This is a genomic window from Buchnera aphidicola (Schlechtendalia chinensis), assembly GCF_001648115.1.
GTDB classification, from domain to species: Bacteria; Pseudomonadota; Gammaproteobacteria; order Enterobacterales; family Enterobacteriaceae; genus Buchnera_B; species Buchnera_B aphidicola_N.
This window is the reverse complement of the sequence record NZ_CP011299.1, coordinates 287,544-301,030: the sequence shown is the minus strand read 5'-3', so window position 1 is coordinate 301,030 and position 13,487 is coordinate 287,544. Positions and strand designations below refer to the sequence as shown.

Genomic DNA, 13,487 nt, shown 5'->3' with positions numbered 1-13,487 from the left:
TATATTATTTCAAATAATCCTATAATTTTTTAATATCAATTAAATGTCCTGTTAGTTGACCACAAGCAGCATTAATGTCATCACCTCTTGTTTTTCTAACTTTAGTAATATAGCCTTTTTTAATTAAAGTATTAGAAAAATTTTGTATATTATCTTTATTACTAGGACTATAAGAACTATTTGGGAAAACGTTCCAAGGAATTAAGTTGATTTTACTAGGAATATCTTTCAATAAATTAGCTAGTTCTATTGCATGATGTAATTTATCATTTACATCATGTAGCATAACATATTCTATTGTCACTTTTCCTCTATTAGCAGAAGAAGTTTGAAGATATGATTTTACTGAATGCAACAAAGATTTAATATTATATTTTTTATTAATTGGCATTAACATGCTTCTAATTATATCATTAGGTGCGTGTAAAGAAATAGCTAATGAAACATCAATCATGTTTTTTAATTTTTCTAACGCAGGAACAATTCCTGCAGTAGAGACAGTTACACGATTTTTCGAATAATTAAATCCTAAATCATCCATTATAATAGACAAAGAATTAACGACATTATTTAAATTTAACAATGGTTCTCCCATTCCCATCATGACTATATTAGTAATTTTACGTAAATTTTTTAATTTTTTTTTGTATATTAGTTTTCCAATGTACCAAATTTGCCCTATTATCTCTGACGTAGTTAAATTTCTATTAAACTTCTGTCTTCCAGTAAAACAAAATTTACAAGATAAAGCGCATCCTGATTGAGATGAAATACATAGTGTTGCACGCTTTTTTTGAGGAATATATACTGTTTCTATAAAATTGTTATCAATAGATACGTACCATTTTATTAATCCATCAATCGAATTAATTTGATTACAAAAAGTAGGAGGAGCTATACAACATAATTGTGACAATTTTTTTTTTAAACTCTTACCTATATTTGACATTCTTTCAAAATCATCACAATAATGTTTGTATATCCATTGCATAACTTGATTAGCACAAAATTTTGGTTCCCCTATTGATGAAAAAAAGTTACGCATCTGAACTAAATTGAGATTTAACAAATTTATTTTAAAATTATTAGAAATATTAAAAGAATTTTTCATAAATTATCCTTATTTAATGTTTTTTAAACAATTTATTAAAAAATGTGAATTTTTTTTGCAATTTAATATATTTGATTGAGTACAATATTTAAATTTTAAAGTGTAAAGTTCTAAAATTTAGTTTTGAAATTAAATTGTGCGCTGCTTCGAAATTTTTTTAAAAAATAAATATATTAACTTGTAATATAAAAGACAAAATTATAAATTCATTATATAATTAATTTTTACCTTAAAATAAGAAAAAGTTATGCATCCTATTCTCAATATTGCCATTCGTGCAGCCAGAAAAGGTGGTAACATACTCATCCAAAACTATGATAAACAAAAAGTTAATCATGAAAAACAAATTGAAAAAAGATACGCCATTTCAAAAATAATTAAAATATCAGAAACGTATATGACTGATATAATTCAGAAATCTTATCCAAAACATATCATTATTACTACAAGAAATACAAATTTAGATTTTAAAATGTCAGAGATAATATGGTTTATTAATGCATTAGATGGAATTGATAATTTTTCGAAAAACTTACCGCACTTTTGTGTTTCTATCGCTATTATAATACGAAATATCACTGAAATATCTGTAATATATGATCCTCTTAAAAATGAACTATTTACTTCTGTTAAAGGACAAGGAGCACAATTGAACGGATATCGGATGCGATGTAGTAATGTTAACTTTTTGAGTGATAGCTTAATTGGAATAACTCTTTCACATAAAAAATCAAATTTTGATAATAACATTTTTGAAATTGTTAATATATTTTTATCAGAACGCGTTAAAATAAGATCTACGGGTTGCATAAATTTAGATTTAAGTTATATTGCTATTGGAAGATTAGACTTTTTATTCAATTTCTGTGCAAATCCATTTTCTATTGCAGCTGGATCATTACAAGTGAGAGAATCAGGAGGATTAATTAGTGATTTTAACGGAGGGAACAATTATTTTACATTAGGATCTGCATTAATTGGAAATCCAAAACTAATGCGAATTATTCTTGTAAAAATTCGAAAATTTTTTAATAATTAAAATTAAGATTTCAAAGATGTTGATTTAATAATGTCTTAATTTATTTTAATGCATGAAATTTTGCATTTTTAAATATATAATGCACCATGATTATGATATAAGTATTTTAATAAATTTCAATAATTAAACTTTCAATTTTTCAAAATTTCAATATATACTATCAATTTTTTAATATTGTTATTTTAAAGTTTGAAGTAAAAATTTGTTTTTAGAATTTAATGTTTTTTTAAATATTTACGTTTCTAAAATTTTGAATACTACGTTTTTCACATAGTTTTCTATTTTTAGCAAAAAAGAATCTAACATTGTTTTGTTAACACTATATTTAATTTTTAATACGGAAAATTTGTGTATTCTAGATATAATAAAATCATCACTAGTCTCAATTTTATCTATTAGTTTTTTTTCAAGAGCTGTAGTTCCAAACCAATGTTCTCCAGTAGAAACTTCATCTATATTTAATGACGGTCTCATGCTATGAACAAATTCTTTAAATAAAACATGAGTAAAATTAAGGTCTTTGCAAAATTTCTCGCGTGCTTCTTTCGTATTTTCTCCAAAAACAGTCAATGTTCTTTTATATAAACCAGATGTATGTAGTTCCATATCAACATTATTTTTTTTTAACAGTTTATTAAAGTTAGGTATTTGAGCCACTACTCCAATAGAACCAATAACAGAAAATGGAGCAGCAATAATATAATTAGCTACACAAGCCATCATATATCCTCCACTAGCTGCAATTTTGTCTACAGAAACTGTTAATCGTATGTTTTTTTCTCTTAATCGAGACAATTGAGAAGATGCTAAACCATATCCATGTATTACTCCACCTCCACTTTCTAAGCGTAATAAAACTTCATCGTTTTCTTTTGCTGCTAGAATAATCGCAGAAATTTCTTCACGTAATGATGTTACTTCGGATGCACTAACGTTACCTTTGAAATCTAATACGTATAAAATAGGATTATTTTGATTTAAATAATATTTGTTCTTTTTTAAAAATGTCATATTAATTTTTGACCGTGTTTTTTTAAATAGTTTATTACTTTTATTCCATATTTTTTTTTCATATGTTGACATTGTTGATAAAATAATTTTGTTTTTAACATGTTCATAATAACTGTTTAACGATACAATATCTAACTCATATTTTTTTTTACTTTTATGTCTTGCAACATTTACAATTATTAAAAATATTGTTAAAATTAACGCAAATAAAGTAAAAATTTTAAAAAAAAATAACGCGTAATTTAAAATAAAGTCCACAAATTTCCCTTAAAAATTTATTAATTTAAAATATTAAATATTATTCGTATATAACATGATAATATCTATTATATTTATTTTAGTTTAAATTTGTCATAATAATATATTATACATTTTACAAACTTTAACTGTTTTTAAAAATTTAAAAATAATAAGAACATTTTTAAAATTTTAAAAATTAGTATATTATTTTCATTTACGTACATGATTTCATTATTCAAAAAATATAGTAATTATATTAGATTTATAATATTTTGAACAATTGAACTTAATAATTTTAAGATACAAAAACTTATCTAAATTTTAAATTTCATTGTATCAAAAGGTACATGAAATGTTAAAATTATTTTTTAAAATTTTTTATAAATCGCATAAAATTTTTTAAATCAAACGGAACAATAGTTATTAATATACTACTCATCAAAAAAACAATGAGTTGCAATTGATCTATTCCAATAGAATTTCCCCATACAAATTCTTCTAACATTAAATTAATTATTGGGAATATAAAAAATATAGTAGAAGCTTGAAAAGCACTTACTTTTTTTTGCAAATAGAAATAAGATAAAATACCAAATACTCCAGAAAAATAACTCAAATAAAACGTTGCTAAAATTGAAATATTAGAAAAATTGTCAAACTTAGGATGTTCTAAAATGTTAGAAATAACTAAAAAAAATAAACCAGATAATAATGACGGTAACGCATTAAAAGTTAGTATAGATATATTTGAATATTTTTCTTTAGAATATAAATATATTATTGCATGACTAGTCATAGCTAATAGCAAAGCTATTACTCCTTTTATTGTTTTTTCATCTCCTAACTCAATTTCTTTAAATAAAATTATTGATAAAAAAATAATAGCTAATACTAATCCTATAAATTGAAAAAAATATAATTTTTTGTTAAAAAAAATAAATGAAAGAAATAATACTATTATTGGCATAATAGCAAAAATGACAGACGCAATTGTAGAATTTACGTAACGTCCACCATACAATATTAATAGAAAAGGCAAAGAAAAATAAAATATACATATAATTAATTGAAATATTTTTTTATTAGAAGGAAATAGTAAAGGAGTTTTAGTGTAAAAACAGAGAAATATAAGAAAAAATGATGCTAATAAAAATCTCATACCAGTAATACATAAAGGCGGAATAGTATCTGAAGCGATTCTTATAGCTATAAAGGTAGTTCCCCAAGTTATTGATACTATTATGAATAGTAATAATATTATAGTTTTCCGAATCATATATATTTCCAAGACATTAATGTAAATTGAAAAATTTTAAACAATTTAATTGTTGATATTTTTAAAAATATGAAAAACATTTTAAGAAATAATGGAATTAAATTAAGTATAATGAACGTTTGATATATAATTAATAATATATATAAACTATAAAACTTACCATTAATTTTGATACATGTTAGAACTGTAAATATATCTTTAATATGAGATATAAAATGAACACTATATTAAATCAAATTTATTTAGGTCATTCTTTGACTGAATCAGAAACATATAAATTATTTAAATTGATCATGACTGGGAAAATTAATGATATACAATTATCTTCTATTTTAACAGCTATAAATATTAGAGGTGAATCTGAAAACGAAATAATAGGGGCTGTTCGTGCTTGTTTAAAATATTCAAAATCATTTCCTAAACAAAATTATATGTTTTCTGACATTGTAGGAACAGGCGGAGATTCAAGTAACAGTATTAATATATCCACTGCCAGTGCTTTTGTTGGAGCAACATGTGGTCTTAAAATAGTCAAACATTGCAATACTAGTATTTCTAGTATGACTGGATCATGTGATCTTTTGAAAGAATTTAACATTGATTTGCATGCATCATGCGAAAAATCTCAAAATATGTTAAATAAATTAAATATTTGTTTCTTATTTGCTCCTAAATATCATGCTAATTTTAAATATATTTCGTTAGTCCGAAAAACTTTAAAAATAAGAACTTTATTTAACATATTAGGCCCCTTGATAAATCCATCAAAACCACCATTATCTCTCGTAGGAGTGTATAGTACTAAATTAATGGTACCTATGGCAAATGTATTAAAAAAATTAAATAGTTATCACGCAATTGTTGTACATAGCGATCATACTGACGAAGTTACATTACATGATTCTACAAATGTCACTGAATTAAAAAATAATAATATTATTTCGTACACGTTGTGTCCAGATGATTTCGGGGTAAAATATTACAATAAAAACGCAATCTTAGGTGGAACGCCTAAAGAAAACTATGAAATTATTAAATATGTTCTAAAAGGAAAAGGTCCACATGCAATTTCTGAAACAATAGCAGTTAACGTTGCTTTATTGCTTAAATTGTACGGGAACGAAAATTTAAAAAAAAATACAAAATGTGCGTTAAAAATAATTCAAAGTGGGAAAGTATACGAAAAAATTATTGCGCTTTCTAAATTTTAAAAAGGAAATATTGTTTTGGAAAATATATTAGAAAAAATTGTAAAAAGTAAAATAAATTGGATTAAGCATCGAAAAAAAATACAACCATTATCTTCTTTTCAACATAATATTACTTTATCAGATCGCAACTTTATCCAAGCACTAAAAAATATTCACCCCGCTCTCATACTTGAGTTTAAAAAACACTCACCGTCCTTAGGAATATTAAATGATTTTAATCCAGAATTTGTAGCAAAAATATATAAAAAATATGCTTCAGCTATATCTGTATTAACTGACGAAAAATATTTTCATGGAAAATTTGAATTTATACCTATTATTCGGAATATTGCTGTTCAACAACCCATTTTATGTAAAGACTTTTTTATTGATCCATATCAAATCTATTTAGCACGATATTATCAAGCAGATTCTATATTACTTATGTTATCTATATTAAAAGACAACCAATATCGTGCTCTTGAGAAATTAGCGTATTCTTTAAATATGGCAGTTTTAACTGAAATCAATAACAAAATGGAATTAGATAGGGCTATTAATTTAAATGCAAAAATTATTGGAATTAACAATCGAAATCTAAAAAATTTCTCTATTTCAACATCTAATACATACAAATTGGCATCTAAAATTTCAAAAAATACTATCGTAATCAGCGAATCTGGAATAAATAGTTATAATCAATTAAGAAAATTTAAAAATCTTGTACAAGGATTTTTAATTGGTTCTGCGCTTATGTCAAAGAAAGATTTAGAACATGCTGTCCATAAAATAATTACAGGAAATAATAAAATCTGTGGACTCACAAGAGTAGAAGATGCTCGAATGTCAAAAGATTTCGGAGCAATTTACGGAGGATTTATTTTTTGTAAATCGTCTAAAAGATATGTCAATCTTAAAAAAGCTATGAATATAACTAAAAATGTACATATGAAGTATATCGGAGTATTTTGCAACGAAAATATTTCAACTATTTCTTATATAATAGATAAAATTCCACTTTATGCTATTCAACTTCATGGAAATGAAAATCAATTTTACATTGATTGTTTAAAGAAAAAAATTCCAAAATGTGTAAGAGTATGGAAAGCAATATCATTAAATGGCGAAAAAAAGCATGCAAATAATTTATTTGATAATGTTAACAAACATGTTTTTGATAATATTCACGGTGGTAGTGGTACTCCATTTAATTGGTCTTTATTAAAGAATTATAACTTAAAAAATGTGATTTTAGCTGGTGGACTAAACATTAAAAATTGTATTTCAGCATCTGATTTAGGTTGTTTTGGTCTCGATTTTAATTCTGGAATAGAAATTTCTCCTGGATTAAAAGATAAAAAGAAAACTTTCCTTATTTTCCGTTCATTAAGAGAACATAAAACTATCATTCATTAAAAAAAATTTATAATGGAGATTATATTTTATAATGACTTTATTAAACTCATATTTTGGAAGTTTTGGTGGAATGTATGTACCACAAATTTTAATGCCAGCATTATATCAATTAGAAAGCGAATTTGTTCTTTCGTTAAAAAATCTTCAATTTAAAAAAAAATTAGCTAATCTTTTAAAAAATTATGCAGGTAGACCCACACCACTAACTCTATGTCGAAACTTAACAAAAGGCACTAATACACGTATTTATCTTAAACGTGAAGATTTACTTCATGGAGGAGCACACAAAACAAATCAAGTGTTAGGACAAGCTTTATTAGCTAAACAAATGAAAAAAAAGGAAATTATTGCAGAAACAGGAGCTGGTCAACATGGCGTCGCAGCTGCTCTATCGTGCGCTTTATTAAATCTTAAATGTCGTATTTATATGGGAATAAAAGACATTGAAAGACAAAAACAAAATGTTTTTCGAATGAAACTTATGGGAGCTCAAGTAATACCAGTAAAATCTGGCAATGGCACTTTAAAAGATGCTTGTAATGAAGCTTTACGAGATTGGTCAGAAAATTATATCAATGCACATTACATGCTTGGAACTGCTGCTGGACCACATCCATATCCAACAATAGTCAAACAGTTTCAAAGTGTTATTGGAAAAGAAACAAAACAGCAAATTTTTGAAAAAGAGCATTGTTTACCAAATTCTGTTATAGCATGCGTTGGCGGAGGATCTAATGCCATTGGAATATTTTCTTCATTTATTGAAGATACATCTGTTAATCTTATTGGTGTAGAACCAGGTGGCATAGGAATTCACACTGAGAAACACGGAGCTTCTTTAATATGCGGCGAAACGGGTATTTTCTTTGGAATGAAATCAAAAGTTATGCAAACACATGAAGGTCAAATCAAAGAGTCGTGGTCTATTTCTGCAGGATTAGATTTTCCGGCAGTAGGTCCAGAACACGCTTGGTTAGATAGTATCAAACGTGTTACATATGTATCTATCACTGATAGCGAAGCAGTGCATGCATTTCAACATTTGAGTAAACTAGAAGGAATTATTCCAGCATTAGAATCTTCTCATGCTTTGGCTTATGCAATAAAGTTAATGAATAATTATCCCAATAAAAATCAAACTTTAATTGTAAATATTTCAGGAAGGGGTGATAAAGATTTAAAAACTGTTGAAAAATTTTTGAACAAATAAGGTAATACTTACAATGAATCGTTATCAAACATTGCAAAAAAAACTTGTTCCTTTTAAGAAAGGTTGTTTTATTCCTTTCATAATTCTCGGAGATCCATCTATCGAGATGTCATTAAAAATTATTGATGTTCTTATTGAAAATGGAGCAGATGGATTAGAATTAGGTTTTCCATTTTCCGATCCTTTATCGGATGGAAAAACTATACAAAAAGCTCATTTGAGAGCTTTTAGTTCTAAAATGAATATTTATTTATGCTTTGAAATGTTACAAAAAATAAGAAAAAAATATAATACTATTCCAATAGGATTATTATTATATGCAAATTTAATATTTAAATTTGGAATTAATAATTTTTATTTAAAATGTTTCAATGTTGGAATCGATTCAGTATTAATAGCAGATCTTCCCGTTGAAGAATCAAATGATTTTCGAAAATGTGCTATTGCTAACAATATATCATCTGTTTTTATATGTCCGCATGATGCTAAAAAAAATGTTATCAAAAAAATTTCACTTTATAGTACAGGATATATTTATTTGTTATCTAGGTCTGGAGTTACCGGAACAGATAAAAAAATCATTGTGCCCTCATTAAATTTAATTAAAAATTTAAAAAAGATAACTGAAAAACTTTTAATACAAGGTTTCGGAATTTCTAATTCAAAACAAATACAAAAAATTATATTATCAGGAATATCTGGTGTTATTTGCGGATCAGTTATTATTAAATTAATTGAAAACCATTTTCAAAATGAAAAAAAAATGTTAAAAAACATTAAACGTTTATCACGATCTTTGAAACAATCCACAATAATTTTTTAATGTTTTAAAATATATTGTTGATGCAAATTAAAAATAAAACTTTTTACGACTATTTATAATAATATTTCATATAATATTGATTATATAATAACGTTCTATATTTTACGTTAAAATATATTTTTCAAGGAGAACTCATGCATATTACAGCAAATTCGTTATACCATGATACTATTAATTTTTTAAGAAAAAAAAAAATAATAGTGTGTATTATCGTACTTTTTGCTTCTAGTATAACTGTTACTTTAGACAATATTTTGAATACAAATTCAGATATTTTAAAAATATTTTATGAATCTAAAATGCATCAATATTATTCGATTTTTGACTTTATTAAAACGTTAACACTCAGTCAACAAAAAAAATTATTATTTTATTCCATGATGAAATTGTTTTCATCTTTAGTCGGAACTACTGTTTTAATAGGAATCTTAGAAATTTTCATTAAATCACTTTCCTTTAAAAATCAAATTCTTTCTTTAGAGTTTAAAAAAAATATTCCATACTTATTTATAAATATTTTTATATTAATGTTCATTATAACAACAGTTGTTCAATTAGGATTTGTATTTTTAGTCGTACCTGGAATAATAGCTTTTGTATTCTTTTCTTTATCTCCAATTATATTAGTATGTGATAATAAAACTATAATTCAATCTATTTTTTCCAGTTTTAAAATAACTTTTCAGAATTTTAAAACAATTTTTCCAGCTATTATGCTTTGGATATTATTTAAATTAGTTGTTTTAATGTTGTTTTTAAATATAAAAATAGTTTCAGAATCTTTTGCATTATTTTTATTGAACGTAATGATTAACTTTATTTCTGCTGCATTAATTATATATCTGTTTCGATTTTATATGTTATTCTCTTCATCAAGAAACCTTAACTAATACAAAAACAGGTTAAATATTTATGAAATATTTTTTAAATTTTTTGCCAATGTTTATTTTTTTTATAATATATAAGTTTTATGATATTTTTATTGCATCAACCGCATTAATGATTTCAACAGTTATATCATGCATATTAATTAAAATTATATTTCATAAAATCGATAAAAGTGATTATATTAATTGTGTTTCATCATTATTTTTTGGATCTTTAACATTACTATTTCATAATGGTAATTATATTAAATGGAAAGTTACAATAATATATTTATGTCTATCTGGTTTTTTATTAATTAATCATTTTTTTAGTAAAAAATTATTAATTCAAAAATTGTTAGAAAAAAAAGTAACATTATCTAATTCGACTTGGAGTAAAATTAATGTTGCTTGGACTATTTTCTTTTTAGCATGTGCTAGTGCTAATTTGTATGTTATGTTTTATTTATCAGAAAATACGTGGATAACTTTTAAAGTATTTGGGTTAACTTTGATCACTTTATTATTTATATTTATTAATTGTATTTATATAAATTATTCAATATCCAAAAAAAAATAGCTGATTATATTACTTAGAGAAAATTTATCTATGAATAAGAAACATAAATTGCCAAAAGGGAAGATAGTTCTTCGTACTTTAGCTATGCCAGCAGATACTAATGCTAATGGAGATATCTTTGGAGGATGGATTATGTCTCAAATGGATATGGGTGGAGCTATTTTAGCTAAAGAAATTGCAGGAGGTAAAGTAGTTACAGTAAGTGTTAATGGTATGACATTTCTAAAATCAGTTACTGTTGGAGACGTTGTTAGTTGTTATGCTCGTTGTATAAAAATAGGTAATAGTTCAATAACTATAAGAGTTGAAGTTTGGGTAAAAAAAGTAGCTTCTGAACCGCTTGGATTACGATATTGTACTACAGAAGCAGTTTTTGTCTACGTTGCTGTAGATGCATCAGGAAAACCAAGAAATTTGTTACCATTAAGTATCATTTAAAACGTTATAACTACTAATTTCGTAAATAAATGTTTTAATTTTTATAATTAAATAATAGATATCAAAGTATTACAATACTTTCCAAACATAACAAAACGTTTATAAATGTTTGTATTACATGTCAAATTATATATTCTTGTATCTAAATTGTTATCATTAATATTTGATAGTTTTTAAAGTTAATAGAAATTTTTATTATCAGAACTTTTATTTAACAAACATTCTAAAAAATAGAAAATTATCAAATACTTAATTCTCCTTTAGTTTTTGAATATTAAAATTCTTATTGGATTTTTTTAAGATGATTCATTTTTACCCTATAACAACTTTATTAACTTTCTTAGGATATTGGTTATTAATTATTACTATAACATTGCGTATATTTTCTAAACGTCGAGAAATACCATCAGCAATGGCATGGTTATTAATAATTTATGTATTCCCTATAATAGGAATAATAGTTTGGTTTTTCTTAAAAGAATTTTATCTTGGGAAAAGACGGTTAAAATTAGCAAATTCTATGTGGTCAAATAAAAATACATGGTTAAAAAATTTAAAATCGCATAATTGCATTTTTGAAAATAAAAATAGCGAAGTTGCTACTTCAGTATTTCAGTTATGTAAGCATAGGCAAGGAATATCGGGAATTAAATATAATAAATTAAAATTATTAAAAAATACAGAAGATATCATAAAAGATTTAATAAAAGATATTTATTTGGCAAAAAATAATATAGAAATTGTATTTTATATTTGGAAACCCGGTGGATTAGCAGATGATGTAGCAAGAGCTTTAATAAAATCTTCTAAAAAAGGAATAAAATGCAGAGTTATGTTAGATTCTGCAGGAAGTATAGAATTTTTCCGAAGTAAATGGGTTTATATTATGAAAAATTCAGGAATACAAATAGTTGAAGCATTAAAATTAAATTTGTATAAAATTTTTTGTAGAAGAATTGATCTTAGACAACATAGAAAATTTGTTCTCATAGATAATTACATTACATATGTAGGAAGTATGAACTTAGTAGATCCAAATATTTTTAAAAAGCAATTGAAAATAGGAAAATGGATAGACCTAATGATTCGTATAGAAGGTCCAGTTGCAACTACCATGGGAATGGTATATTCTTGTGATTGGGAAATAGAAACAGGAAAAAAAATATTTCCAAAAAAATTTGAATGTAAGAATTATAACTTTCCTAAACGTAATCATTCTGCTATACAAATCATTGCTTCTGGTCCTGGATTTACTAAAAATATTATTCATCAGGTATTGCTAACTTCTATTTATTCAGCACGCAAAAAAATAATAATGACTACTCCTTATTTAGTACCAAGTGATGATTTATTATATGCAATTTGTTCTGCTGCTCAAAGAGGGATAGAAGTTATTTTAATAATTCCAAAAAGCAACAATTCTATATTAGTAAAATGGGCTAGTCGTGTTTTTTTTAGCGAACTATTAGAATCTGGTGTAAAAATTTACCAATTTAAAAAAGGATTATTGCATAGTAAAAGTGTACTGATAGATATGCAATTAAGTTTAATTGGTACAGCAAATTTAGATATGAGAAGTTTATGGTTAAATTTTGAAATAACATTAGTGGTAGATGATAGTAAATTTGGAAAAAATTTGTTTGTACTACAAAACGAATATATATCTAATTCTACATTGGTAGATCCAAAAATTTGGGCTATTAGATCATTTTGGAAAAAAATTTTAGAAAAAATTTTCTATTTTTTAAGTCCTATACTGTAAAATTATACTAATGAAAATACTTTTATTTAAAAAGACTTTGAAATTATGCTAAAGTATAATTTACATATTATGTAAAAATGTTAGCTTATTATTAAAAAAAGTTTTATATATTATGATTATTAAAATAAAAACATTAAAATTGTACAAATTCGAATTTTAAAAAATTATTTATATAGTTTAAAATTTTTTTTATTATTATAAATAGCAATTTTTTATAGAAAATACTTTATTTCGCGTTCAACGAACAAACATATACATTGAAATTAAAAAATTCCTCTTAATTTTGAGATAATTGAAATATAAAAACAAATCTAATAATTATAATATAATATGACACATATATTTTAAAAATATGAAAATACTAAAATAATAAATTCTGTATCGCTAATATTTTGATTGTTATGTAGGCATTTAAAATAACTGATGTGCATATAAATGCCTACAAGTAATCGTAATTATTCATTATTCATAGTATTTTTTGTTAACTAACTTTATATTTTGAAATTTTGAAAATAAAATGCTATC

The 13,487-nt window shown here is 24.3% G+C and carries 12 protein-coding genes; 9 read left to right on the top strand and 3 right to left on the bottom strand.

The features are described from left to right. Positions 1-19: 19 nt before the first annotated feature. Positions 20-1,111, bottom strand: a complete 1,092-nt coding sequence (rlmN, locus tag XW81_RS01345; RefSeq protein ID WP_075474167.1) for a 23S rRNA (adenine(2503)-C(2))-methyltransferase RlmN — start codon at positions 1,109-1,111, stop codon at positions 20-22. 247 nt (positions 1,112-1,358) lie between these two features. Here rlmN and XW81_RS01340 point away from each other — a divergent pair, with 247 nt between their 5' ends. Continuing rightward, a complete protein-coding gene (locus tag XW81_RS01340) occupies positions 1,359-2,150 on the top strand; it encodes an inositol monophosphatase family protein (protein WP_075474166.1) in 792 nt (263 codons plus the stop codon). Positions 2,151-2,384: 234 nt separating this feature from the next. Here XW81_RS01340 and sohB read toward each other — a convergent pair whose 3' ends face one another. Together sohB and XW81_RS01330 are read right to left on the bottom strand one after the other, a co-directional pair. After that, positions 2,385-3,419 (bottom strand): protease SohB, encoded by a 1,035-nt coding sequence (gene sohB, locus XW81_RS01335; RefSeq protein WP_075474165.1) that lies wholly within the window; start codon positions 3,417-3,419, stop codon positions 2,385-2,387. A 343-nt stretch (positions 3,420-3,762) separates the two neighbouring features. Then, positions 3,763-4,674, bottom strand: coding sequence for a DMT family transporter (locus XW81_RS01330; RefSeq protein ID WP_075474430.1), 912 nt, complete (start codon positions 4,672-4,674; stop codon positions 3,763-3,765). Between the two features lie 218 nt (positions 4,675-4,892). On the opposite strand from XW81_RS01330, the gene trpD reads away from it, so the two are divergent. From trpD to cls, 8 genes are all read left to right on the top strand, one after another. After that, entirely contained in the window at positions 4,893-5,888 is a 996-nt protein-coding gene (trpD, locus tag XW81_RS01325) for an anthranilate phosphoribosyltransferase (protein WP_075474164.1), read from the top strand. Positions 5,889-5,903: 15 nt separating this feature from the next. Next, positions 5,904-7,283 (top strand): bifunctional indole-3-glycerol-phosphate synthase TrpC/phosphoribosylanthranilate isomerase TrpF, encoded by a 1,380-nt coding sequence (gene trpCF, locus XW81_RS01320; RefSeq protein WP_082252561.1) that lies wholly within the window; start codon positions 5,904-5,906, stop codon positions 7,281-7,283. A gap of 31 nt (positions 7,284-7,314) precedes the next feature. After that, positions 7,315-8,493, top strand: a complete 1,179-nt coding sequence (gene trpB, locus XW81_RS01315; protein WP_075474162.1) for a tryptophan synthase subunit beta — start codon at positions 7,315-7,317, stop codon at positions 8,491-8,493. A gap of 13 nt (positions 8,494-8,506) precedes the next feature. Further along, the gene (gene trpA, locus XW81_RS01310; protein ID WP_075474160.1) at positions 8,507-9,316 is read left to right on the top strand and encodes a tryptophan synthase subunit alpha; all 810 of its coding nucleotides are present in this window, start codon (positions 8,507-8,509) and stop codon (positions 9,314-9,316) included. 134 nt (positions 9,317-9,450) lie between these two features. Further along, complete coding sequence (locus XW81_RS01305) at positions 9,451-10,206, top strand: YciC family protein (RefSeq protein ID WP_075474158.1); 756 nt, start codon at positions 9,451-9,453, stop codon at positions 10,204-10,206. A gap of 22 nt (positions 10,207-10,228) precedes the next feature. Then, positions 10,229-10,762, top strand: coding sequence for a septation protein A (locus XW81_RS01300; RefSeq protein ID WP_075474156.1), 534 nt, complete (start codon positions 10,229-10,231; stop codon positions 10,760-10,762). Positions 10,763-10,792: 30 nt separating this feature from the next. Beyond that, positions 10,793-11,200: an acyl-CoA thioester hydrolase YciA gene (yciA, locus tag XW81_RS01295; RefSeq protein ID WP_075474154.1), complete on the top strand. Its 408-nt coding sequence runs from the start codon at positions 10,793-10,795 to the stop codon at positions 11,198-11,200. 301 nt (positions 11,201-11,501) lie between these two features. Next, entirely contained in the window at positions 11,502-12,962 is a 1,461-nt protein-coding gene (cls, locus tag XW81_RS01290) for a cardiolipin synthase (RefSeq protein WP_075474152.1), read from the top strand. Positions 12,963-13,487 lie beyond the last annotated feature (525 nt).